Source organism: Streptomyces sp. NPDC002809 (genome assembly GCF_040295435.1).
Lineage (GTDB): Bacteria > Actinomycetota > Actinomycetes > Streptomycetales > Streptomycetaceae > Streptomyces.
In genome coordinates this window covers 1-24,741 of sequence record NZ_JBEOVJ010000025.1, presented here as the reverse complement: position 1 = coordinate 24,741, position 24,741 = coordinate 1, and the positions used below count along the sequence as shown (strand labels likewise).

Genomic DNA, 24,741 nt, shown 5'->3' with positions numbered 1-24,741 from the left:
TTGTGGATTCTTCTCCCCCGCACCTAAGACGATGTCTCACCTGGGCACACGAACACCACCGAGTCGATGCATCATGTTCCTGCATGTTCAGGAACCTGGGGGGTGTAGATATGGGCACAGATAACATAAAAGAGACACATCATCACGGGATCACCGAACTCTGCGCCGACGGAGCACATCTCTACGCCAGCGCGCTGCGTTCGGGACGCATACCGCGAGCCGAAGTAGCTCCCGCACCCTGTTTGATGGACTTCGCCCTGCTGCACCCGGATCCCGACGACCCCGACTGGCTGCGCCCGCTGCCGCCTTCCGCCGCGCTCGCCCAGCGCCTGCACCCCATAGAGCGCGAGATCCAGGAACGCCGGCGGCTGTCCCTCGAACTGGCCGAGTCCTTCGAACCGTTCATGGACATCAGCGCACAGGATCCGCCGATCACCCACGCCATCACCGTGCTGGAGGGCAAGCACCGGATCAACGCGGCCCTGGACCTGGCCACGGCCGAATGCCGCACCGAGGTCCTCACCGTGCAGCCCGGAGGGGACCGCGGCGAGGACCGCCTGCGAGAGGGCCTGGAGCGAGGCCTGCTGGTGGTCCACCGCGGGGTCAGCATGCGCACCCTGTACCAGCACACCGTCCGGCACAGCCAGGGCACACTCGCCTACGCGGAACGCATGGCCGAGGGCAAGATGGCCGAGGGCAAGGTGGAGATCCGCACGCTCGAGGAACTCATCGCGCGCCTGATCGTGTTCGACCGGACCGTCGCCTTCATCCCCGCCAGCAACGACGACCAGGTCGCCCTGGAGCTGCGCCATCCCGGACTGGTCGACTACCTGATCAAAGTGTTCGAGCAGCTCTGGAAGCGCGCGTCACCCCTGCTGGGCGAGCTGCCGTACGATCCGGCGCCCAAAGGCATCAGCGGTGTCCAACGCTCCATCGCCCAGCTCCTCGTCGAGGGGCATGTCGACGATTCGATAGCCCGCCGCCTCGGCATGAACGTCCGCACCTGCCGGGCGCACGTGGCCAAGCTGTCTGCCGTACTGGGCAGCACCAGCCGCGCCCAACTCGGCTATCTGATCGCCCAGTCAGGAATCCTCGACCAGGATTCCTGACCGGGCCGGCCCCCGGAGAAAGATCCCCACCCCCCGGGCCGGGCAGGCGCAGCCACGCAACGGGGGAGAGGCATGGCCACGCCCTTTTCCAGCCGGGAGAGTTCCCGGCTCCCCCGACACGCCCACACTGACCCGAGGACTACGCTTCCACCACCGTCATCTTGCTGCACTGCCAAAAGTGGGGGGTCACGAATGGGCAAGGATGGGGACACACCGACACACGCACACGGAGACCGCGAGCTGTGCGACGCCGCGGTCAGGATCTACACAGAGGCGCTGAGCGCCGGGCGGATACCCCGGTCCGCCCTCGAACCCGCGCCCTGCCTCACCGAGTTGGCGCTGGTGCACCCCGACCCCCAGGACGACGCCTGGATACGTCCGGTGCCCCCGTCCGCGGCCCTCGCCCACCTGCTGCAGCCCGTCATACGTGAGATCCACGAGCGCATCAGGCTCTCCGCCGCACTCGCGGACTCGCTGGCTCCGCTGGCCTCCGTCGCCAGCGCCGACCCCAACCTCGCCATCACCGTCCTCGAAGGCATCCCGCTCATCGAGGGGACCATTCAGAACGCCCTGGACAGTGCGCAGGAGGAGATCCTGACCCTGCAGCCGGACAGCAGCAGCCCGGTGGACCAGCTCAAGAAGGCGCTGGAACGTGCCCTGTCCACGGTCGAGCGCGGCGCCACCCTGCGCCACATCTACCAGCACCCGGCCCGCTACAGCCCCGCGATCAAGACGTATCTGGACGAGGTTCCCCCCGGCCACATCCAGGTCCGCACCATCGAGCAGACGGTCGAGCGGCTGTTCGTCTTCGACCGCACCGTGGCCTTCATCCCCGCCAACGCCAAACGTGACGTGGCCCTGGAGATCCGCCATCCGGCACTCGTCCGCTACCTGATCCAGGTGTACGAGGTCCTGTGGGCCCAGGCCACCCCCCTCACGGAACCCCTGCAGACTCCCCCGTCGAGCGCCTCCGTCACCGCCGTCCAGCTCAGCATCGCGCGGCTCCTGGTCGACGGCCACGTCGACCAGGTCGTGGCCCGCAAGCTGGGAATCAGCGTCCGCACGTGCCGCGCCCACATCTCCAAACTCATGCAGACCGTCAACGCCACCAGCCGCACCCAACTCGGCGCACTGCTCGTCCAGTCCGGCATCGTGGAGCGCGGCGGAACATGACAGCACCACACCACCACGCCCACAGCGACCGCGACCTCTGCGACGAGGCCGTCGTCCTCTACACCGGCGCACTGTCCGAGGGCGGCATCGCCCGGTCAGCGGTCGCCGCCGCGCCCTGCCTCATCGGCACGGCTCTCCTCCGGCCCGACCCGCTCGACAGCCGGCTCCTGCGCCCCGTACCGCCGTCAGCGGCCCTTGCCCACCTGCTGCACCCCATCACCCAGGGACTCCTGGACCAGGTGCGGATCTCCGACCGCCTGGCCGAGGCGCTGGTGCCGCTGACCTTCCTCGACCACGACACCCCCCACCTCGCCATCACCGTGCTCAAGGGGCGCTCGACGGTCCAGGCGTCCATCAACGCTTCCGCGCAGGAGGTGACCGAGGAGATCCTCACCCTCCAGCCCGGTAGCACGCGGCCCCAGGAGGATCTGCGAGTGGCCCTGTCGGGCACGCTGCCCACGGTGGAGCGGGGCGTTCAGGTGCGGCACATCTACCAGCATTCGGCGCGCTACAGCCCGGCCCTCAAGGCGTACGTGAACCAGCTGCCGAGCAGCCTCCTCCAGGTCCGCACGATGGAGCAGGCGATCGAAGTTCTCATGATCTTCGACCGCAAGGTCGCCTACGTACCCGCCGAGGCCGACCGCAGCGTCGCCCTGGAGATCCGCCACCCCGCGCTCGTCGCCTTCCTGGCCCAGATGTACGAGACCCTCTGGGCCCTGGCCACCCCGTTCACCCAGCAACTCCCCACGACCGTCCCCGGCGCCCCCGTCACCGCCGTGCAGCAGAGCATCGCGCGCCTGTTGATCGAGGGAAACCAGGACGAGGCCGTAGCCCACAGGCTCGGCATCAGCGTCCGCACCTGCCGCGCCCACATCTCCAAACTCATGCAGACGCTCGACGCCACCAGCCGCACCCACCTCGGCGCCCTCCTCGTCCGCTCCGGCATCGCCGAGCCCGTACCGCCGCGCACAGCGGAGGAGCCCGCCACCCCCGACGTTGCGGGGTGACGGGCTCCTTGCACGGGAAACGGTCCCCGTTCAGTCCTTCGGCCTCTTCGGCCGCCAGACCACCAGGGCACTGGTCTGCTGCACATCCTGATACGGCACCAGGTCGCGCCGGTACGACGCATGCACCTGCGCCTCGCGCTGCTGCATGGCCACCGCCGCCCCGTCGACGGCCGCCGAGAGCTCGGCGACACGCTGCTGGAGGGCCGCGACCTGATTCTCCAGTTCGATGATGCGCTTGATGCCGGCCAGGTTGATGCCCTCGTCCTGCGACAACTGCTGCACGGTGCGCAGCAGCTCGATGTCACGGGCCGAGTAGCGCCGTCCGCGTCCGGCCGTGCGGTCGGGCGAGACCAGGCCGAGGCGGTCGTACTGGCGCAGCGTCTGAGGATGCAGGCCCGAGAGCTGGGCCGCGATCGAGATCACGTACACCGGGGATTCATCGGTGAGTTCGTACGGATTACGTCGTCGGCCGTCCACCTCAAGCTCCCTTCGCTGCCTGGAACAGCTCCGCCCGCGGGTCCTGGTCCGCGGTCGCCTTTCGGTAGGCCTCCAGGGCGTCCCGGGCCTCGGGGCCCAGGTCCGTGGGGACCGTCACCTCGACGGTGACCAGCAGGTCGCCGCGGGTGCCGTCCTTGCGGACCGCGCCCTTGCCCCTGGCCCGCATGGTGCGCCCGTTGGGCGTGCCGGCCGGAACCTTCAGGGTGACCGGCGGTCCGCCGAGCGTGGGGACCTTCACCTCGCCGCCGAGCGCCGCCTCCGTGAAGGTGACGGGCACGGTGACCGTGAGGTTGTCGCCCTTGCGGCCGAAGACCGGGTGGGCGTCGACGTGGACGACGACATAGAGGTCGCCGGCCGGTCCGCCGCGCTCGCCCGGAGCGCCCTTGCCGCGCAGCCGGATCCGCTGGCCGTCGAGGACGCCCGCCGGAATCCTGACCTGCATGGTGCGGGACGACTTCGCCCGGCCGCTGCCCTTGCAGACCTCACAGGGGTCCTGGGCGATGAGGCCCCGGCCCTTGCAGTCCACGCAGGGATCGGTGAGCGAGAACCCGCCGCCGCTGCCGCGCGAGACCTGCCCGGTGCCGACGCAGGTCGGGCAGACCCTGGGGGTGCCGTTCTTGTCGCCGGTGCCGGAGCACGCCTTGCAGGGCGCCTGGCTGGACATCCGCAGCGGGACCGTGGCCCCGTCGACCGCCTCGGTGAAGCTGAGCGTCACCTCGGACTCGATGTCCTGGCCGCGGCGCGGCTGCACCCGTGTGCCGGTACCGCCGCCTCCGCCCCGGTTGAACAGGCCGCCGAAGACGTCTCCCAGGCCTCCGCCGCCGCCGAACCCGCCGGCGCCGCTCTGGCCCCCGCCCGGGGCACCTCCGAAGAGGTCCCCCAGGTCGAAGTTGAAGTTGCCCTGGGCTCCGCCGGGTCCGGGGCGGAAGCCGCCGTTGCCGAAGAGGGCGCGCGCCTCGTCGTACTCCTTGCGCTTCTTGGTGTCACCGAGGATGTCGTTCGCCTCGGAGATCTCCTTGAAGCGCTCCTCCGCCTTGTCGTCGCCCTTGTTGGCGTCCGGGTGGAACTCGCGGGCGAGCTTCCGGTACGCCTTCTTGATCTCGGCGTCGGTGGCGTCCTTCGGGACGCCGAGAACCTTGTAGTAGTCCTTCTCGACGAAGTCCTTCGTACTCATCGACGTCCCTCCTTCCGGACGACCGGCCAGATGGCCGGGCGGGTGGGCGAGCGGTGTGCTGCCAGGTGGTCGGACGGAATGTCAGACCTCCTCGCCGCCACCGCTCTCCTCGTCGTCGGTCTTCTCTTCCTTCGCGGCCGCGGGCGTGGCCCCCGGCTGGGGTTCGGCCACCGCCACCCGCGCGGGGCGGATGGTGCGCTCGCCGATCCGGTAACCCGGCTGCAGGATCGCCACGCAGGTCGTCTCGGTGACGTCCGGCGCGTACGAGTGCATCAGGGCCTCGTGGATCGTCGGGTCGAAGGGCTCGCCCTCCTTGCCGAACTGCTGCAGTCCGAGCTTGGCGACGACCGTCTCCAGCGATTCGGCCACCGACTTGAACCCGCCCACGAGCTCACCGTGCTCGCGGGCCCGGCCGACGTCGTCGAGCACGGGCAGGAGCTCGGACAGGAGACCCGCGACTGCGATCTCCTTGACCGTGACCCGGTCCCGCTCCACACGGCGGCGGTAGTTCTGGTACTCGGCCTGGAGCCGCTGGAGGTCGCCCGTGCGCTCGGAGAGCGCGGTGCGGACCTGGTCCAGCTGAGCGGTCAGACCGGCTGTCTGGTTCGCGTCCCCGGCCGGGGCCGCCGCCTCCTCCGAAGAGGGGGTGGCGGCCTTCGGCTCGGCGTCGTCAGGGGTGGCGCCGGAGGGGACGTCGGGCTTCTCCTCGAAGCCCGGAGTCTCCTCGGTCACGCCGCACCGCCCTTCGAGTCCTTCTCGTCGTCGACGATCTCGGCGTCGACGACATCGTCATCGGCCTTGGCCTGCTCCGCGCCCGGCGCGTCGGCCTGCGGGCCGCCCTCGGCCTGGGCGTTGGCGTACATCGCCTGGCCCAGCTTCTGGGAGACGGCCGCGACCTTCTCGGTGGCCGTACGGATCTCGGCGGTGTCCTCGCCCTTGAGCTTCTCCTTCAGCTCGGTGAGCGCGGCCTCCACCTCCGTCTTCACGTCACCGGGGACCTTGTCCTCGTTGTCCTTGAGGAACTTCTCCGTCTGGTAGACGAGCTGCTCGCCCTGGTTGCGGGACTCGGCGGCCTCGCGACGACGGTGGTCCTCGTCCGCGTACTGCTCGGCCTCTTCGCGCATCCGGTTGACCTCGTCCTTCGGCAGCGAGGAGCCACCGGTGACGGTCATCTTCTGCTCCTTGCCGGTGCCGAGGTCCTTGGCAGCGACGTGCATGATGCCGTTGGCGTCGATGTCGAACGCGACCTCGATCTGCGGCACACCACGCGGGGCCGGCGGCAGACCGGTCAGCTCGAACATTCCGAGCTTCTTGTTGTACGCCGCGATCTCGCGCTCGCCCTGGTAGACCTGGATCTGCACGGACGGCTGGTTGTCCTCGGCCGTCGTGAAGATCTCGGAGCGCTTGGTCGGGATCGTGGTGTTGCGCTCGATGAGCTTGGTCATGATCCCTCCCTTGGTCTCGATACCGAGGGACAGCGGGGTGACGTCGAGGAGCAGGACGTCCTTGACCTCGCCCTTGAGGACACCGGCCTGGAGCGAGGCGCCGATGGCGACGACCTCGTCCGGGTTCACACCCTTGTTGGCGTCCTGGCCGCCCGTGAGCTCCTTGACGAGCTCGGCGACGGCCGGCATACGGGTCGAGCCACCGACGAGAACGACGTGGTCGATCTCGGAGAGCTGGATGCCCGCGTCCTTGATGACGTTCTGGAACGGGTTCTTGCAGCGGTCCAGGAGGTCAGCGGTGAGCTGCTGGAACTGCGAGCGCGTGAGCTTCTCGTCCAGGTGCAGCGGGCCCTCGGCCGACGCCGTGATGTACGGCAGGTTGATCGAGGTCTCCGTCGAGGACGACAGCTCGATCTTCGCCTTCTCCGCGGCCTCGCGGAGACGCTGGAGAGCCATCTTGTCCTTGGACAGGTCCACGCCGTGCCCGTTGGCGAACTGCTTCACCAGGTAGTCGACGACGCGCTGGTCCCAGTCGTCACCACCGAGGTGGTTGTCGCCGTTGGTGGCCTTCACCTCGACGACGCCGTCGCCGATCTCCAGGAGGGACACGTCGAAGGTGCCGCCACCGAGGTCGAAGACGAGGATCGTCTGGTCGTCCTTGTCGAGCCCGTACGCCAGCGCGGCGGCCGTCGGCTCGTTGACGATACGCAGGACGTTCAGGCCCGCGATCTCGCCGGCCTCCTTCGTCGCCTGACGCTCGGAGTCGTTGAAGTACGCCGGGACGGTGATGACCGCGTCGGCCACCTTCTCGCCCAGGTACGCCTCGGCGTCACGCTTGAGCTTCTGCAGGATGAAGGCGCTCATCTGCTGCGGGTTGAAGCCCTTGCCGTCGATCTCGATCTTCCAGTCAGTGCCCATGTGGCGCTTGACCGAACGGATCGTCCTGTCGACGTTCGTCACTGCCTGGCGCTTGGCGACCTCGCCGACCAGAACCTCGCCGTTCTTCGCGAAGGCGACGACGGACGGCGTGGTCCTGGCGCCTTCGGCGTTGGTGATGACGGTGGGCTCGCCGCCTTCGAGAACGCTGACGACGGAGTTAGTCGTGCCCAGGTCGATGCCGACCGCACGTGCCATTTCAATTCCTCCAACAACTGACTACTTGAGTGGATCTGACTCAAGGATGCATGACACCCGCCTCAGTGTCAACAGACCTGAGTCGAGTCGACTCAACTATCGTGCACACAGCCCACGCCACCAGGCAGAACACCGTGATGCGCGACGGTGGACACACGCCACATACGGGCAATCAGCGGCAAATCCGGCCCGCGTACGGGCGACACCCGCCCATCCCCACGGGTCACACGCCCCTCCACATCATGGCCTCATGGGATCGTTCTGTCACAAAATGCCGTGAGCCGCGCAAACCCGGCACACGGTCCGCCGACTCCAGTCAGCCGACCCAGGCAGGTGCGCACCATGCAGACGCAGAGGCGAGGGCAGAGGCACGGGCCGCGACAGCGGCGGAGACCCGCCGGGCAAACCTGGCGGCCACCGCGACCCTCCCGCCTCACGGCCGCCCGTGCGGCCCTGAGGGCACTGACTCCGGCGACACCGCCCCGCCCCACCGCGAAGCGCGTCCTGGACCTGGCCCTCGGCTCGGCCCTCCTGATCCTGGCCACCCCGCTGCTCGCCGCGGCCGCCCTGACCCTTGCCGTGCAGCGCGGCTCCGGGGGCGTACTGGCGCGCTCGGCCCGGGTGGGAGCGGGCGGCAGACCCTTCGTCCTGCGGTCGCTGCGCACCCGGCGGCTGCGCCTGCACGTGATCTCCCGACTGCCCCATGTCGTACGGGGCGAGCTCTCCCTCGTCGGCCCGGTCCCGCTCACGCCGGGCCGCGTGCACGCGTGGCCGGCCGGTACGCGAGACTGGCGACTGGAGCTGAAGCCCGGCCTGACCGGCCTGGCCCAGATCCGCCACCGCTCGGCGATGCCCTGGGACGAGCCGGATCTCCTCGACCAGCACTACGCCGAGCACCATCGGCTGGGTCTGGACCTGGCGATCCTCGCGGAGGCCGTCGGGACACCCCTGCGCGAGGCGGCCCGCGGTCTCGCACGGCGCAGCAAGGCAGACCTGAGCGACACAGATCACCGCCTGCCCGGCTACAGGACGGCGGGATAAGTGGATAGTGTCAGCACAGACTGATTAAGTTACCGCTTAGTAAGCAGTGTTCATCGCTGGATCCCACCCTCGCAGGCCCGAGGAGCCCCCAAATGCAACTCGCCGCGATCATCGTGTCGCTGGTCATCACGGTGGTGGCCGTGGCGCTTTTCGGCCGCGCCATCGCGCAGATCTACCGTTACGTGCGCCTCGGTCAGCCCGTACCCGCGGGCACCCGCACAGGTGACCCCAAGCAGCGCACCATCACGCTGGCCAAGGAGTTCCTCGGCCACACCCGTATGAACCGCTGGGGCATCGTCGGCTTCGCGCACTGGTTCGTGGCCGTGGGCTTCTTCTCGCTGCTGCTCACGATCGTCAACGCCTTCGGCCAGCTCTTCCAGGCCGACTGGCTGATCCCGATCATCGGTGACTGGCTGCCGTACGAGATCTTCGTCGAGTTCCTCGGCCTGATGACGGTCCTCGGCATCGTGACCCTGATCGTGATCCGGCAGCTGAGCAGGCCGGGCAACGCGGGCCGCAAGTCCCGCTTCACGGGATCGAAGACCGGCCAGGCGTACTTCGTCGAGGCCGTCATCCTCATCGTCGGCCTCTGCATCATGACGCTGCGCGGCCTCGAGGGTGCACAGCACCACGTGACCAGCTGGGAACCCGGATTCTTCGCCTCGTACCCGCTGGTCTCCGCCCTGGACGGGCTGAGCCTCGGCACACTCCAGAACATCACCTACGCCGTCGCGGCGCTCAAGATCGTCACGTCCTTCACCTGGATGATCACGGTCGCGCTCAACACGAACATGGGTGTCGCCTGGCACCGCTTCCTCGGCTTCCCGAACATCTGGTTCAAGCGGAACGCCGACGGCGCGGTCGCACTGGGCGCGCTCCAGCCGATGACCTCGGGCGGCCAGGAGATCGACTGGGAGGACCCGGCGGAGGACGCCGTCTTCGGCGTCTCGCAGGTCGAGCAGTTCTCCTGGAAGGGCATCCTCGACTTCTCCACGTGCACCGAGTGCGGCCGCTGCCAGTCGCAGTGCCCCGCCTGGAACACCGGCAAGCCGCTCTCCCCGAAGCTCCTGATCATGTCCCTGCGCGACCACGCGCACGCCAAGGCCCCTTATCTGCTGGCCGGCGGCGGCAAGGACATGGAGGGCAACGAGAAGGCGACCGCCGAGCAGCTCAAGGACGTTCCCGCCGCCGCCCTCGCGGAGGCCGAGCGCCCGCTGATCGGCACGGTCGAGGAGAACGGCGTCATCGACCCGGACGTGCTCTGGTCCTGCACCACCTGCGGTGCGTGCGTGGAGCAGTGCCCGGTCGACATCGAGCACGTCGACCACATCGTCGACATGCGCCGCTACCAGGTGATGATCGAGTCCGCGTTCCCGTCCGAGGCGGGCACGATGCTCAAGAACCTGGAGAAGAAGGGCAACCCCTGGGGGCTGGCCAAGAAGCAGCGCGTCGAGTGGACCAAGGAGGTCGACTTCGAGGTCCCGATCGTCGGCAAGGACGTCGAGGACCTCTCGGAGATCGACTACCTCTACTGGGTCGGCTGCGCCGGCGCCCTGGAGGACCGGGCGAAGAAGACCACGAAGGCCTTCGCGGAGCTCCTCCACATCGCGGGCGTCAAGTTCGCGATCATGGGCGGCGACGAGAAGTGCACGGGTGACTCGGCCCGCCGCCTCGGCAACGAGCCGCTGTTCCAGCAGCTCGGCCAGGAGAACGTCGCGATGCTGAACATGGCGTTCGGCGAGGACGACGAGGACGACTCGACCAAGAAGGCCAAGTCGTCGAAGAAGATCGTCGCGACCTGCCCGCACTGCTTCAACACCATCGCGAACGAGTACCCGCAGCTCGGCGGCGAGTACGAGGTCATCCACCACACTCAGCTGCTCCAGCACCTGGTGGACGAGGGCAAGCTCGTCCCGGTGACGCCGGTCGAGGGTCTGATCACGTACCACGACCCCTGCTACCTGGGCCGTCACAACAAGATCTACACGCCCCCGCGCGAGATCATCGCGAAGGTCCCGGGTCTGCGGAACGAGGAGATGCACCGCCACAAGGAGCGCGGCTTCTGCTGCGGCGCCGGTGGTGCCCGGATGTGGATGGAGGAGCGGATCGGCAAGCGCATCAACAACGAGCGCGTCGACGAGGCCCTCTCCCTCAACCCGGACATCGTCTCCACCGCCTGCCCGTTCTGCCTCGTCATGCTGACCGACTCGGTCAACGGCAAGAAGAACGACGGCAAGGCGAAGGAGTCGATCCAGGTGGTCGACGTGTCGCAGCTGCTGCTCGACTCCGTGAAGACCCCGGCCGACCCCGCGGGCGAGCCGGAACCGGCGGACGCGCCGGAGCCGGAACCGGTGAAGTAACCGGAACCGCGCCACCGCGTTGCACAAGCGGCCGGACCTGCCTCGGGGGCAGGACCGGCCGCTTCTGCTTTGCCGCCCGGGTGACGCATCATGTGGGGCGGCTGTGCGGCGCATGCGCGCCGTCGGACGGCCGGCACGCGACGAGACGTACGAGGTATTCCCGCGGGGACAGGTATCGGAGGTATCCGTGCGGATACGCAGGCCGAGGACGATGACAACGGCAAGGGCGAAGCCGGCAACGGCAGCGGCAGCGGCAACGGCAACGGCAGCCCGAACCGGCGGAAGGGCCGGCACGGCGACCACCACCGCCGCGACCACCACCGCCGCGACCACCACGGCGACCATCACCGCGGCGGTCGGCTGCGCCTGCGTACTCCTTCTGACGGCCTGCACGGGCGCCCCCGCCTCCTCGGCCGCCAAGAACGGCGACACCCCGCCCGTCGCCCTCTCCGGCCTGGCCGGTGCCGAACGCCACGCCGTCCCGCACGGCACCGGCAGCCACACCCCCGACGACTTCAACGGCGACGGCCACCGCGACCTCGTCCTCGACGACCTGGTCGAACCGGCGGCCGACAGCCACGGCGACGACGCCGGGATCGGCATCGTGTACGGCTCCGCCACCCGCGGCCTCGACCCGTCGGTGCGCCAGCTGCTCAGCGCGCACACGAACGCCGCCAAGGTCGGCGACACCCTCCCCTCGGCGTTCGACGCCGAGGAGTCGTGCGACCTGGACCGGGACGGCTTCACCGATCTGATCGTGGCCACCGACCCCCCGTACAACGGAATCGGCCGCCCGCCCGTACCGCTGCAGATCCTGTTCGGCTCCCCCGCGGGCCTCACCGGCAAGGCGGTCACCCTGCGGATCCCGGACCGGGCCCGCTTCGGCAACGCCTGGCCCGACCACCCCGTCTGCGGCGACTTCGACGGCGACGGGGAGGAGGACCTGGCCGTGACGGCGAGCTCGGGCCGGTTCAGTTTCCTGCGCGGCCCCTTCACCCGCGACGGCCGCCCGCACACGGCCGGCGCCACCGTTCCGGGAGCCGGTCCCGCCCTGTCCGCCCCCGAGCCCCGGACGGACACGAACGCCGACGGCTACGACGACCTGGTGTACACCGCCCTCCCCCACGAACCCGGCACCGCCTGCAAGGGCACGCTGCTGCTCGGCAGCCCCGACGGACCGGGCCGCCCGGGCGGCGCCTACCGCTTCGGGGCCCCGGCCGCAGGCCTCCCGGCGGCGCCCCTGCGCAAGGCCCCGGGCAGCCCCGCCGCGGGTGCGGAAACGACCCTCCTCCAGCGGTACGCGGACTTCGACGGCGACAGGAAGCCGGACACGGTGGTCCGGACGCACCGGGGCGTGACGGCGGACCTGATCGCGCTGTACCCGGCGGCCACACCGGACCGCCCGCTGGTCACGTTCACCAGCGCCCTGTTCACGGCGGGCTGAGGACAGCCCCCCAGGGTTCCCTTAAGGGATGTCACAGCTAGGCGGCAAAGGCGGCCCAGTTCCCCCGCCCCGCCCACCCGACCCGCGCGGACCAGGTACGTTCGATTACGTGGCTGGATTCAGGATCGGACGCGGCCGGGACAACCGCACCCCGCAGCAAGCGCAACAGCAACCGCGGCAGCAGCCGTACGGCACTCAGGCACCACCGCCGTACGGGCAGCAGCAATGGCCGCCGACGGGAGGCAGCGGCGCCCCGCCCCAAGGCGGTGGGTACAACAACGCCCCCGGCTACAACAACGGTGGCTACAACGCGGGCGGCTACAACGGCGGTGGGGCCGACGAGCCCGAGTACTTCGCCGACCCGTACCCGCAGCCCCACCACCCCCAGCAGGCCCACCAACCCCACCAGGGCGACCCGTACGCGAACAGCCCCGGTCACACCCAGGCCTTCAGCATCAACGAGGACCCCTACGGCGACGGCAACACCTACCGCGCCGGCCAGACCCCCGCCCAGCCCGCAGGCCCTCGCCTGCACTGGAAGCAGCTGCTGAGCGGCATCGTGACGCGCCCCAACCCGACGTTCTGGCAGATGCGCGACTACCCCGTCTGGGGCCCGGCGCTCGTCGTCACGTTCCTCTACGGCCTGCTGGCGCTGTTCGGCTTCGACCAGGCCCGCGACGACGCGATCAACGCGCCGGTCGGCAACGCCATCCCCTACGTCGTCATCACAGGCATCGGCTTCGTGCTCGGCGGTCTGGTGCTCGGCGCGGTCACCCACACCCTCGCCCGCCAGCTCGGCGGCGACGGCGCATGGCAGCCGACCGTGGGCCTCTCCATGCTGATCATGTCGATCACGGACGTACCGCGCCTGGTCTTCGCGCTCTTCCTGGGCGGCGAGAACTCCCTGGTCCAGATCCTCGGCTGGCTCACCTGGCTGGCGGCCGCGGCGCTGCTCACCTCGATGGTGAGCAAGTCCCACGACCTGCCGTGGCCGAAGGCACTGGGCGCGTCGGCGATCCAACTGCTCGCCCTGGTCTCGATCCTCAAACTGGGCACGATCTAGAACCGGGCACGACCCAGAAGAACAAGAACCCCCGCGGCCACAAGGGCCCCGGGGGTTCTTTTCCGCTGTGTGCCGCGGTGCTGTGCCGCCCTGCCCTGCCACGAGCGCTCTCCGCGCGCCCTGCCACGAGCCCTCTCCACCTGTCAGGCGTCGAGGACCTGCCCGCTTCGCCGCACGACGGGCTTCTCCACGCTCCACGGGAAGTTGATCCAGCGATCGGTCTTCTTCCACACGTACTCGCACTTCACGAGCGAATGCGACTTCTCGTAGATGACGGCGGAACGCACCTCGGCGACATGGTCGACACAGAAGTCACGCACCAGCTTCAGCGTTTTCCCGGTATCGGCGACATCGTCGGCGATGAGGACCTTCTTGTCCGAGAAGTCGATGGCATTCGGCACGGGCGCCAGCATGACGGGCATGTCCAGCGTGGTGCCCACGCCCGTGTAGAACTCGACATTCACCAGGTGAATGTTCTTGCAGTCCAGCGCGTACGCGAGACCACCGGCGACGAACACCCCGCCGCGCGCGATGCTCAGCACCACATCCGGCTCGTACCCGTCGTCGGCGACGGCCTGCGCCAGCTCCCGCACGGCATGCCCGAAACCCTCGTACGTCAGGTTCTCCCGCGCGTCATCGCTCACGGCATCACACCTGCGTCCGGTGGAAGTTCATGAAGGACCGCGAAGCGGTCGGCCCGCGCTGCCCCTGGTACCGCGACCCGTAGCGCTCGGAGCCGTACGGGAACTCCGACGGCGAACTCAGCCGGAACATGCACAGCTGACCGATCTTCATCCCCGGCCAGAGCTTGATCGGCAGCGTCGCCAGGTTCGACAGCTCCAGGGTCACGTGCCCGGAGAACCCCGGATCGATGAACCCGGCCGTCGAATGCGTCACCAGCCCGAGCCGGCCGAGCGAACTCTTTCCCTCCAGCCGCGACGCGAGATCGTCGGGCAGCGAGATGACCTCGTACGTCGAGGCGAGCACGAACTCACCGGGATGCAGGATGAACGCCTCGTCCCCGTCCGGCTCGACGGTACGGGTCAGATCGGCCTGTTCGACGGCCGGATCGATATGCGGATAACGGTGGTTCTCGAACACCCGGAAATAGCGGTCGAGCCTCACATCGATGCTCGACGGCTGCACCATCGACGCATCGAAAGGATCAATACGTACGCGTCCGGCGTCGATCTCGGCCCGGATGTCCTTGTCTGAGAGAAGCACCCACCGAGGATACGCAGAACGCGCGGGTCCGCCCCCATCGGGCCGCCCGCGCGCCTGTCGCCTGCTCCCGCAGGCCCCTGCCGCTCGCTCTCCTACCGCTCCTCGAACCCCACAGGCACGGCATGCCGCAACCGCGCACAACGAGGACAGCGGATAAGCCGCCCGGGACCGATCCGCCCGGCCCCGAGCTGCTGCATCGGGAACGAGGCGGTAGCGAAAACGTGCCCTTCGGCACAGCGGACGACGGTGCGCTCCATGGAGTCCATCAAGTCCCTTCCCCATCAAGCCGTGGACGAGAAAGCCACATTAGGGGATGAACAGGACGCCGCCGCACGCGGCACTCCGACCACCCACGCTACGCCCCCAACTCCCGCCCGGGACACCCGCATCCCACCCCCCACACCCCGCCGAACCCCCACCACGCCTCACACCCGGGCTCACGCCTCGGGGGGTCTGCGATGGGGTACAGTGTGTGACGATGCGCCGGTCAGCCAGTGCGTTACGCGGGTGTAGTTTAATGGTAGAACATGAGCTTCCCAAGCTCAGAGCGCGAGTTCGATTCTCGTCACCCGCTCCATGAAAAAGCCCCAGGCCAGCGGCCCGGGGCTTCTTTGTATGCAGCACCTTGTCACCGTCCGGTCGGCCCCCAGCGGCCCCTCCCTGGATAATCGGGGTATGGCATCACAGCCCAGTCTTTCCGATCTCCGCCGTGCCAAGTTCGCCCGGCGCGCACCCGCAGCGCTCTCCGAGCTCGTCGGCCCCGAGCACGGCACAGTGAGCCTGCCACTCCACCTGGCGTGGTCGGGATTGACCACTTTCAACCTCGATCAGCCCCGGTTGCGGATGAGCTACTACCGCATCGTCCTGGCCGAGGGCCAGCATGACGATCTGATCCGGTACCTCAATCACGGCCTTCTCATCAGCCTGTGGCCCACACTGCGCACGCTGATCAGCCGTGATGTCCGTGAAGTCTGGGAGCGCTCCTTCGACGAGTTGGCTCACGGCGCCGAGGCCGCGGCGTGAACCTCACCGACCTGCACCGTCGCTTGCTTGCAGACGTACTTGCCGTGGGCGGTGCATACCCTCTGGCGCTTACCGGTGGCTACGCGGTCCAGGCGCACGGCCTGGTCGACCGGCTCAGCCAGGACCTCGACGTCGCGACCGAGAACCCCGAGCGCATGGAGGACATTGCGACTGCCGTGCGCATCGGCTTGGAGCAGCGCGGGTGGCAGGTCAGTGCTCTGGAAACAGACCCGCTGTCCGCGCGCCTGATCGTCACCGATCCCACCAGCCGTGAAGAGTGCGAAGTCGACATCCTCAAGGAAGCCCTCTGGCGACCGCCTGTGCACACCGAGCACGGCTTGGTGCTGTCACTCGAAGATGTCGTTGGAACCAAGGTCCGCGCGCTGTCCGACCGCGGGCTCGCCAGAGACCTGATCGACGTTCAAGCCGCAGCGAACCACTGGAGTCACGTCGAACTCGAAGAGCTCGGACGGCGCCATGCCCGCGACTCCTTCGACCTGAGCGAGCTGCAAGCTCGACTGGACGGAGCCGACTGGATCGACGACACGGAATTCGCCGCCTACGGACTCGACGAGCAAGCAATCACCAGGCTGCGGCAGTGGGCACAGACATGGGCCGGCGACATCGGCGAACGACTCCAGGAGCAGGAGGCTCCGCACGAAGACTGAGGGCCGCACGCAGACCGGACGTGCTCGGCAGGATGCACCTAAGGCTGCTCAGCCCTCAACGACCGTGCCTCATCCGTGCCCCTCGGAGCGGACAACAGCGGTCACGTACGGCGCCCAGAGACCACGTAAGCCTCGTCCGATCCAGGCAAACATACAGGTCAGAGCCACTACAGCCGTTCGAGAACCGTTGATTCCCAAGCTCAGAGCGCGAGTTCGATTCTCGTCACCCGCTCCACACAAAAGCCCCAGGCCAATGGCGGGGGCTTCTTTGTTGTCTGGACCACTACGGAACCCCGTGCCCTCGAACGTCTGATTCCAAGGCACCGTCAGGATCCAGGTCGGCGCCGAGTCGAGGGGGCTGCCCCCATCGTGAGCACGGCGAGGACGACCAACAGCGCCGGGCAGTCGGCGGGGTCGGGTGCCCAACCTCGACACCAGCCCACACCGGCGACAGGCGACTTCCTCCCCCGGGCGTGGAACTCGGCGAATCCCTTCTCCAAGCCCCGCGAGCGGCTCCTCCTCCCTGCCGAGGAACTGCCATGCCCGCCATCAGCGGCCTGACCCTGGCGGAAGACGCCTCACCGATCCGTATGCGCCGAAGTCGCCACCACAGCTCACTCGTACTGACGGCAACGCCCGGGGAAGACGGCCTGAACCCGCATCGATACGAGATCGAGGGAGGTGCGGGCGTCGTCCGCGGTGGCATCGAAGCCGAGCTGGAGGGCCAGTCCCTCGACCAAGCTGTGCAATTCGAGGGCGGCGAGCTCCGGGTTGGTGTCGTCCAGCACCTCGCCGCACTCCTTTCCGTTGTGGACGGCCCTGGAGAGCATCGAGCGAATGAGGTGGCCGGTCTCGGCGTGGGCGTGGGCGAGACGCGGGCTGTCCACCGTGCGGCCGACGAAGGCCGGCGCCACGCGGTGTGCCGAGCGGCGCGGCGGGTCCACCGGGAGCCATTCGGCGAGGCCGTCGGTAACGACGTCACGGATCGGCAGCCGCTTCACCCTTGCCGGATCGCTCGCCCTGGCGGCGCTGTTGTGGTGGGTACTGCCCTCCGCGTTCGGAGGCTCGATCGACTCGGCCCTGCTGTGGCTGCCCGATGCGGGATGGACCGTGGTCGGTGTCGTGGCGCTGGCCCTGGTTCTGGCGGTGGAGCGGATGATGCTCGGCGTGGTTGACCTGCGGCGGGGCGAGGGCCGGCCGAACGCCGACAAGCCGGAACCCGAGCCACGTGCCGGGGCCGCCTCCGTTCCCCATCCATGCCCCATCCGTGCCCAGCAGAGCGGACAACAGCGGTCAGGTGCAGCCCCCAGCGACCACGGCCACCTAAGCCGCCTAACGGAAAAGCGCCGGCCAGAACGCCTTCGGTGGCCCAAGAACCGCTGATTCCCAAGCTCGGACCGCGAGTTCGGTTCTCGCCACCCGCTCCATGAAAGAGCCCCAGGCCAACGACGCCGGCACGGCCAGGGGCTTCTTTGTTGTCTGAACCAGCAAGCGTCCCGCACCAGCTCTGCACCGGAGGGCTCTCGCTGGTCTTCGCTCAGGCGGCAACCAACAGCAGGATCGGCAGCGACCTCGATCAGCAGGCGACCTCCTGGCCGCTCGCCGGAGTCGCGGCGGTCACACCTCGTCGCCCCTGTCTCGCGGGCGTAAACCTGGCGATACGACGTCAGCTTCTTCCCGCCGCAGCACCCGTTGGCAGGCCCACCAGTCCCGAAAGACCTTGGTAGGACCGCCGGAGAGTGAAATCATGTTCGCACGCGCATTCAGTGAACGCGAGTTCGCCCGGGGGGACTTCGAGCCATGGCTGTAACTGTGCCCGACTGGGCCGACACCTTACTTGACGTCATTGGTGTCAATTGGCCGAACGTCGATGAAGACGCGTATCGGGACATGGCTGATGCCCTCCGGGAGTTCGCAGAGGATGTGGAGGATGACGGCTACCTCGCCAATCAGCATGTACAACGTTTGCTCTCGTCCGGCTACGGCGAAGCCCTCGACGCGCTCGGCGGCCACTGGGGCAAGGTCAAGAACAAGCATGTGAAGGATCTGGCCGACGGCGCTCGCACGATCGCGGGTGCCCTGGACAATGCGGCAACGGCGATAGAAGCCATGAAGTATGCGGCTCTTGTCCATCTGGGGGTGCTGGCCGGTAAGGCGGGCATCTCCATGGCCCTGATACCGGTGACCGGCGGCCTGTCCATGCTCATCGGCGGGGGCGCCATCGCGGTGGCCCAGCAGGCTATCCGCCGGATCATCAAGGAGTGCCTGGAAGAGGTCGTCAGCTATATCGTCTCCGCTCTGACCGAACCGGCCGTCGCCGCGCTGGAGGGCATGGCCGCGGATCTGGCGGTACAGGTCGGCGCCACCATGCTCGGTCTGCAGGACGGCGTCGACATGAGCCAGGTGGGCCAGTCGGGCAAGGAGGGCTTCAACGAAGGTGTCGCGGGGGCCAAGGACTCGTTCCACCTCGCTTCGGCCGGTGGTCCCGGGGCCGCGCCCGGCAAGGGTGTGCACATCGAGCACTCGGAGCACGAGCGAGCCGGCACCAACCTGAGTCTGGTCAGCGTCGACGTTCACGGGAAAACCGCGGGCAGGCTGGCCAAGGCCGGGACGCATCATGGACGGACCCGGGGCAGGGACGACATCGCCAACGCCCTCGACCCCGTGATCGACAAGGCGATGAAAGCTCTCGGCAAGGCCAACAAGGCGGTGGGCGACCACCTCGGCGAGGGGCTGCCGAAAGCGGTCAGGGAGATATCCGAGGCCCAGAAGAAAATCGATCTGGATATCAAGGACAGGCTCAACAAGGTGCGCCGGGACGACGGAGAGACCATCCCGCCCCCTGCCAAGGCACGCCGGGAGTCCACTCGCACCAAGGCGGACGCGCTGAAGAGTGCCAGGGACGAGCCGCGCCGCAACAGCATCTCACTGGACAAGAAGACCTGTGAGAACGACCCGGTGGACGTCGCCACCGGCGAGATGACCCTGCCGCAGACGGATGTGGCCCTGCCCGGAGTCCTTCCGCTCGTCCTGCGCCGGACACATCTCTCCGACTACCGCTACGGCCAGTGGTTCGGCCGCAGCTGGGCCTCCACGCTGGACGAACGGATCGAGCTCGACCCGCTCGGCGCGGGTGCGGTGTGGTCACGGGACGACGGTTCGCTCCTCGTCTATCCGCGACTGCCGCTACCCGCGGACGACGACGGTGTCCTGCCCCTCGAAGGTGCCCGCCTTCCTCTGGTGCACGGCGGACACGACAACGGAGAGACCACCTATCTCATCACCGATCCGTACACAGGTCTGGCGCGCTCGTTCCGAGGCAGTCCGTACAACGCGTCGCCGGCCTACTGGCTTGGGGAGGTCGAGGACCGCAACCTCAACCGGATCTCCTTCTCACGCGCTGGTGACGGCAGCCCGACAACGGTCACTCACTCCGGCGGCTACCGGATCGATCTGGTCGTCCAGGACGCAAGGGTTCGGGAGATGTCCCTGCGTACGCCTGACGGACCGATCACCCTCATGCGCTACGACTACGACCCGCTGGGCAACCTTGACGGAGTCGTCAACTCCTCAGGAATTCCACTTCGTTTCACGTACGACGTGGATGCTCGGATCACGTCCTGGACCGACCGCAACGACTCCACGTTCCGCTATGTGTACGACGACGCGGGCCGGGTGGTCAGCACGCTCGGCCCGGACGGCTATCTCTCCTCCACGTTCGCGTACGACACTCACCCGGAGACCGGCGACCGCGTCACCCGATACACGAACTCCCTCGGTGCGACCAAGGTGCACTACTTCAACTCCCTTCTCCAGGCGGTCGCTGAGACCGATGCGCTGGGTGGCGTCACCCGCCGAAGTTTCGATTGCTACGACCGGCTACTCTCCCGAACCGATCCGCTCGGCCGCACTACCACCTATACCTACGACGAACGCGGAAACCCGGCACGGGTCGAACACCCTGACGGCAGCTCCGCCGAGATCGAGTACAACGAGCTGAACCAGCTGGCCGCAGTCACCGGGCCCGACGGTGCAACGTCGCGGCAGGAGTACGACGACCGGGGCAACCCGACGCTCTTCACCCGGCCGAACGGCACGACGACCCGTCTCACACATGGCCCGAACGGTCAGCTCACCGGAGTCGACGACTCCCTCGGCGCACTGGACCGGCTGCACTGCGACATGGCCGGCCTGCCGCTGGCGGTCCGCGGTCGGCTCGGCACGGTCACCCGCTACACCCGTGACGCGTTCGGGCGTGCGGTACGGATCACCGACCCACAGGGCCGCACGACCGCACTGGAATGGACCGTCGAGGGCAAACTCGCCCGGCGGACGGAACCCGACGGCTCGCAGCAGTCCTGGACGTACGACGGTGAGGGCAACTGCCTGCTCCACGTCGACGCGGCAGGCGGCGCGAGCCACTTCGAGTACACGCACTTCGACCTGGTCTCCGCCCGCACCACACCCGACGGCGCCCGCCAGGAGTTCACCCACGACACCGAGTTGCGTCTGACCCGCGTCACCAGCCCACAGGGCCTGAACTGGGACTACACCTACGACGCAAACGGCCGCACCAGCGGCGAGACCGACTACGACGGTCGCACCCTCAGCTATGTCCACGACGCCTGCGGGCAACTCGTCTCTCGCACGAACGGCCTCGGACAAACCGTCCGTTACGAGCGTGACCTCGTCGGCCGCATCACCGCCAAGGACGCAGCCGGCACGGTCACCCACTTCACCTACAACATCCACGGCCGCCTCGCCTCGGCGACAGGCCCGGACACGGAGATCTCCTACGTCCGCGACAGTTCGGGCAGGATCCTCCGCGAGATCTGCGACAATCGCGAACTGAGCAACACCTACGACAAAACCGGACGGCGCATCCGCCGTGTGACCCCGTCCGGAGCGGTCAGCACCTGGTCCTTCCCATCCGGCTCCACCGCTGAGCTGAACGCCTCCGGCCATCATGTGGACTTCGCCTTCGACGAGTCGGGCCGCGAGAGGTCACGCCGGGTCGGTGACACGCTGACCGTCGAGTACACCTACGACCCGGCAGGCCGCCTGACCGACCAGCACGTCCGCACCCCGGGCGCCCGGCCCCTCCAGCGCCGCACGTACACCTACCGCGCCGACGGCCACCTCACCTCGGTAGATGAACTGACCAGCGGACGCAAGCGGCTGGAAGTTACCCGTGAGGGCCGGGTCACAGGTATCACCGCTGACAACTGGTCCGAGCGATACGCATACGACGAGGCCGGCAACCAGACCACCGCGACCTGGCCCGGTACGGGCGACGCCACCGGTCCGCGCGAGTACAGCGGGACCCGCATCACCCGCGCGGGCCGCGTCCGATATGAGCACGACGCCCAAGGACGGGTGGTACTGCGCCAGAATGTCCGCCTCTCCCGCAAGCCCGATACCTGGCGCTACGGCTGGGACGTCGAGGACCGCCTGATCTCGGTCACCACACCGGACGGGACTCGCTGGCGCTACATCTACGACGCCCTTGGGCGCCGCACCGCCAAACAGCGCCTGTCGGGGGATGGCGCGACGGTCGCCGAGGAGGTGACCTTCACCTGGGACGGCGACACCCTGTGCGAACAGGTCAGCTCCGTAGCGGGCTCCCCGGACTCCGTCGTCCTCACCTGGGACCACGACGGTGTGAAGCCGGTCACCCAGGTGGAACGCAGGCTTCTTGACCAGTCGGAAGTCGACCACCGCTTCTTTGCGATCATCACCGACCTGGTCGGAACGCCCCGTGAACTCATCGACGAACAGGGCGAGGTGGCGTGGCACACCCGCGCCAGCCTGTGGGGCACCACCTCATGGAACCGTGGCGCCGGCGCCTACACCCCGCTGCGTTTCCCGGGCCAGTACTTCGACCCCGAATCCGGCCTCCACTACAACCGCCACCGCCACTACGACCCCGAGTCCGGCCGCTACCTCTCGCCCGACCCTCTCGGCCTGACCCCGGCCCCGAATCCAGCCACCTACGTCGATAACCCCACACGATGGATCGACCCGCTGGGGCTGGCAGGGTGCCCGCATCGCGCGGCGGGCCGGCCTCGGCACAGCGTGGTGCTGGGGGTCGATGTGCCGCCGAATCACCCGTCGGAGTCGCTGGCAAGCTACCTCCGCAACGATCCGTCGGTCGACGGCCACGATCCGAACCGGGACAGAGACCCAGGAGCCCATACCTACAACGGCCCGGACTACGCCGACCAGGAGGCCGGAGGCCCTGTGTGGATGACGAACGTGATGGGCGCTATCGGAGATCGCGACACCACCCTGTCAATCACCCTCGACGGAATGCCGAACAGTCGGGGCGAGATAGCCGACTGGAACACCCCACAAGACATCACGGACGCATTCCAGAGAGCGGCCCAGCACGGGTCGCAGTTCAATACCTCGAATGAAGCCAACTACCCTCGCCGCGGTGACGGAACTGCGTGGGAGATGAGTGAAGTGGCCTACGCAGTCCGCAACTACGATGGAGCTGCTGCGTGGAGGGATCCCGAGGACGAGCGCCCCGGTCGCCCCTGGGAGGAGATTCAGTGGTATACGCGCGACGAAGAGAACGGCGGCTACAAGGAGATCAAAGTACCCAAGCCCGATATTCCAGAAATACAGCCGGACCTGTCGAGACTACCGGAAAGCTTGAGGTAATAATAATTCATGAGAAACATTGAAGCGCCACAGAATGCAGAAGACATCGTGGCCGCAGAATGGGCGACGGTTCTGGCCTACGGCCAAGATCGCATCAACCCGATTGTGCCCCGAACCGCCTATGGTCACCGGCCGCTTCGCAACCTTTTCCCCATGGTCAGCCATGGCGTTCTGTACTTGAGCCGGTGCATCAAATACCCCTGGACACACGACGTCGGAACCGCCTTCCCGCAGGCCGTCGGCGGATACCGCGTGCGTCGGGAGTCCGACCATACTCTCATCGGGGTAGTTGAAACCGTGGAGGAAGCGTATGAACTGATCACAGCCAACCTCCCTGAAGGCTGTGGACCAGCAATCGACGGCACGGCGGAAGACCTATGACCTCTGTCATCTCACCGACGGGCATGCGTACGTGGTGCTTGAAATTTCCACTCGCCGCAAAATTACCACCTCCTTCCGTGCCCAATCCAACGAGGGCGGGCTGAGGCAGTCCACCCCATTCGACACCCGAGCTTTCACCGTCATTTCCCCCGCCCTGCCGCCGACCGCGACATCCCCAGCTCGAGTCCGACTATTTCCCTCCCCTCACTTGGAACTGTGGAACGAGTCCGATTTTCGGGAGGGAGGCCTATTATGACGGCGACCCACGAGCATTTTCGGTGCACGAAGACGAGCGGTCAAAGATCCTGCCTCATCCTGGATCCACCGGCTCGGTTCGTGAGTGATTGATTTCGTGGTCGGGTCGGTGGTTCAGTTTTCGGGCGCGGGGTGGCCGCTGGTCTGCCCAGCTTTTCCACTTGTCCACAGTTCTCGGGCCCTCGCGGGCGGGTCGGATACGTCCTGGTCAGGCTGGTGGGGGTGGGACGTGGACGACATGGAAGAGGGTGTCAAAGGCGTCTTGCCAGGGCCAGTGTTCGGGCAGGTGCAGGGTGAGCCGGCGGGCCGAACGGGCGAGGCGGGCAGGCACGTTGATCAGGTGTTCGCCAATGGTTGCGCAGGTCGCGCGGGCGTGAAAGGTGTCGGCGAGGGTGCCGCAGGCTCGCATCAGGTTGAAGGCAAGGGCGGCCAGCGCGAGCCAGGCGGCGTTGGCCTGGAAGTTCCCCGAGGGCGCGTGGGCGAACGGACCGTTCTTCAACTCTGCGATCACCTGTTCCACGATCGCGTGCCTGCGGTGATACTTCTCGGCGTCGGCCAGCGACAGGGTGCTGTCGGTGAACGCGGCGTGGAAGCGCCAGGCGGTGAAGAGTTCACGTTGGCCCTCGGGGACTGCGAGAGAGACGGAACGCCAGCCGCATGACCACTCCTCCCGGCATCCCGGACGAAGAGAGCCACGCAACCGAGTTGCGGAGGCGATGGGCTCAGCCTGAGAACGCACCCTTCCTGGTCGGGCTCCGGTCCGCCCTGACCGCGGGCACCGGCGACTGGCGCGCGATGGTGCGCTCATGGACGCAGCCGTGGGTCACCGAGAACGACCTGGGCGGCATCCCACTGGCCGGTGCGAATCTCTCGGGTCTGGACCTGGCAGGCGTCCACCTCGGCTATGCGGACCTGCGTAGCGCCACCCTCACCGGCTGCGACCTCACCGACGCTTTCCTGACCGGTGCCGACCTGCGCGGGGCGAGCCTGGCGGGAGCCGCACTCACCCGGGTGAACGCCGGCCTCTGCGACCTCGGCGACGCCGACCTGACGAGGGCTCGTGCCGACGACTCCAT

General features: G+C 67.9%; 20 protein-coding genes and 1 tRNA gene. 13 read left to right on the top strand and 8 right to left on the bottom strand.

Annotation, left to right across the window (positions count from 1 at the left end; all coding sequences use genetic code 11):
* The first annotated feature begins 83 nt into the window (after positions 1-83).
* From ABT025_RS17190 to ABT025_RS17180, 3 genes are all read left to right on the top strand, one after another.
* Positions 84-1,109, top strand: a complete 1,026-nt coding sequence (locus ABT025_RS17190; RefSeq protein ID WP_350994735.1) for a helix-turn-helix transcriptional regulator — start codon at positions 84-86, stop codon at positions 1,107-1,109.
* A gap of 192 nt (positions 1,110-1,301) precedes the next feature.
* A complete protein-coding gene (locus ABT025_RS17185; protein ID WP_350994733.1) occupies positions 1,302-2,282 on the top strand; it encodes a LuxR C-terminal-related transcriptional regulator in 981 nt (326 codons plus the stop codon).
* A complete protein-coding gene (locus tag ABT025_RS17180) occupies positions 2,279-3,289 on the top strand; it encodes a helix-turn-helix transcriptional regulator (protein ID WP_350994731.1) in 1,011 nt (336 codons plus the stop codon). The genes ABT025_RS17185 and ABT025_RS17180 overlap by 4 nt, the downstream gene beginning before the upstream one ends.
* Before the next feature lie 30 nt (positions 3,290-3,319).
* Here ABT025_RS17180 and ABT025_RS17175 read toward each other — a convergent pair whose 3' ends face one another.
* From ABT025_RS17175 to dnaK, 4 genes are all read right to left on the bottom strand, one after another.
* On the bottom strand, positions 3,320-3,766 hold the full coding sequence (locus tag ABT025_RS17175; RefSeq protein ID WP_093899393.1) for a heat shock protein transcriptional repressor HspR: 447 nt from the start codon (positions 3,764-3,766) through the stop codon (positions 3,320-3,322).
* Between the two features lies 1 nt (position 3,767).
* Entirely contained in the window at positions 3,768-4,961 is a 1,194-nt protein-coding gene (gene dnaJ, locus ABT025_RS17170) for a molecular chaperone DnaJ (RefSeq protein ID WP_350994729.1), read from the bottom strand.
* Between the two features lie 81 nt (positions 4,962-5,042).
* Positions 5,043-5,693 (bottom strand): nucleotide exchange factor GrpE, encoded by a 651-nt coding sequence (gene grpE / locus ABT025_RS17165; RefSeq protein ID WP_350994727.1) that lies wholly within the window; start codon positions 5,691-5,693, stop codon positions 5,043-5,045.
* Complete coding sequence (gene dnaK, locus ABT025_RS17160; RefSeq protein ID WP_350994725.1) at positions 5,690-7,540, bottom strand: molecular chaperone DnaK; 1,851 nt, start codon at positions 7,538-7,540, stop codon at positions 5,690-5,692. The genes grpE and dnaK overlap by 4 nt, the downstream gene beginning before the upstream one ends.
* Before the next feature lie 342 nt (positions 7,541-7,882).
* On the opposite strand from dnaK, the gene ABT025_RS17155 reads away from it, so the two are divergent.
* The 4 genes from ABT025_RS17155 to ABT025_RS17140 all read left to right on the top strand — a co-directional run bounded on the left by ABT025_RS17155 (position 7,883) and on the right by ABT025_RS17140 (position 13,448).
* Positions 7,883-8,581 carry a sugar transferase gene (locus tag ABT025_RS17155; RefSeq protein ID WP_350994723.1) on the top strand — a complete coding sequence of 233 codons (699 nt, stop codon included), beginning with the start codon at positions 7,883-7,885 and terminating at the stop codon, positions 8,579-8,581.
* A gap of 92 nt (positions 8,582-8,673) precedes the next feature.
* On the top strand, positions 8,674-10,941 hold the full coding sequence (locus tag ABT025_RS17150) for a (Fe-S)-binding protein (protein WP_350994721.1): 2,268 nt from the start codon (positions 8,674-8,676) through the stop codon (positions 10,939-10,941).
* Positions 10,942-11,152: 211 nt separating this feature from the next.
* Positions 11,153-12,385, top strand: a complete 1,233-nt coding sequence (locus ABT025_RS17145; RefSeq protein ID WP_350994719.1) for an FG-GAP repeat domain-containing protein — start codon at positions 11,153-11,155, stop codon at positions 12,383-12,385.
* A gap of 109 nt (positions 12,386-12,494) precedes the next feature.
* The gene (locus tag ABT025_RS17140) at positions 12,495-13,448 is read left to right on the top strand and encodes a Yip1 family protein (protein WP_350994717.1); all 954 of its coding nucleotides are present in this window, start codon (positions 12,495-12,497) and stop codon (positions 13,446-13,448) included.
* Between the two features lie 143 nt (positions 13,449-13,591).
* On the opposite strand, the gene ABT025_RS17135 is transcribed toward ABT025_RS17140, so the two are convergent.
* On the bottom strand, positions 13,592-14,092 hold the full coding sequence (locus ABT025_RS17135) for a phosphoribosyltransferase (protein WP_350994715.1): 501 nt from the start codon (positions 14,090-14,092) through the stop codon (positions 13,592-13,594).
* A 4-nt stretch (positions 14,093-14,096) separates the two neighbouring features.
* The gene (gene dcd, locus ABT025_RS17130; protein ID WP_136326616.1) at positions 14,097-14,672 is read right to left on the bottom strand and encodes a dCTP deaminase; all 576 of its coding nucleotides are present in this window, start codon (positions 14,670-14,672) and stop codon (positions 14,097-14,099) included.
* Between the two features lie 503 nt (positions 14,673-15,175).
* Between dcd and ABT025_RS17125 the strand changes: the two genes are divergently transcribed.
* The 3 genes from ABT025_RS17125 to ABT025_RS17115 all read left to right on the top strand — a co-directional run bounded on the left by ABT025_RS17125 (position 15,176) and on the right by ABT025_RS17115 (position 16,363).
* Positions 15,176-15,249 (top strand) — tRNA-Gly (locus tag ABT025_RS17125).
* 98 nt (positions 15,250-15,347) lie between these two features.
* On the top strand, positions 15,348-15,695 hold the full coding sequence (locus ABT025_RS17120) for a transcriptional regulator (protein WP_350994713.1): 348 nt from the start codon (positions 15,348-15,350) through the stop codon (positions 15,693-15,695).
* Positions 15,692-16,363 (top strand): nucleotidyl transferase AbiEii/AbiGii toxin family protein, encoded by a 672-nt coding sequence (locus tag ABT025_RS17115; RefSeq protein WP_350994711.1) that lies wholly within the window; start codon positions 15,692-15,694, stop codon positions 16,361-16,363. The genes ABT025_RS17120 and ABT025_RS17115 overlap by 4 nt, the downstream gene beginning before the upstream one ends.
* A gap of 614 nt (positions 16,364-16,977) precedes the next feature.
* Here the strand turns inward: ABT025_RS17115 and ABT025_RS17110 are convergent.
* Positions 16,978-17,574 (bottom strand): TetR family transcriptional regulator C-terminal domain-containing protein, encoded by a 597-nt coding sequence (locus ABT025_RS17110; RefSeq protein WP_350994709.1) that lies wholly within the window; start codon positions 17,572-17,574, stop codon positions 16,978-16,980.
* Positions 17,575-18,163: 589 nt separating this feature from the next.
* On the opposite strand from ABT025_RS17110, the gene ABT025_RS17105 reads away from it, so the two are divergent.
* Both ABT025_RS17105 and ABT025_RS17100 read left to right on the top strand, forming a co-directional pair.
* Entirely contained in the window at positions 18,164-23,029 is a 4,866-nt protein-coding gene (locus tag ABT025_RS17105) for an RHS repeat-associated core domain-containing protein (protein ID WP_502971963.1), read from the top strand.
* Positions 23,030-23,038: 9 nt separating this feature from the next.
* Positions 23,039-23,410 carry a DUF6193 family natural product biosynthesis protein gene (locus tag ABT025_RS17100; RefSeq protein WP_350994704.1) on the top strand — a complete coding sequence of 124 codons (372 nt, stop codon included), beginning with the start codon at positions 23,039-23,041 and terminating at the stop codon, positions 23,408-23,410.
* Positions 23,411-23,873: 463 nt separating this feature from the next.
* Here ABT025_RS17100 and ABT025_RS17095 read toward each other — a convergent pair whose 3' ends face one another.
* Positions 23,874-24,404, bottom strand: coding sequence for a transposase (locus ABT025_RS17095; protein WP_350994702.1), 531 nt, complete (start codon positions 24,402-24,404; stop codon positions 23,874-23,876).
* Between ABT025_RS17095 and ABT025_RS17090 the strand changes: the two genes are divergently transcribed.
* A partial coding sequence (locus ABT025_RS17090) for a pentapeptide repeat-containing protein (protein WP_350994699.1) occupies positions 24,323-24,741 on the top strand: 419 nt, incomplete at its 3' end. The genes ABT025_RS17095 and ABT025_RS17090 overlap by 82 nt on opposite strands.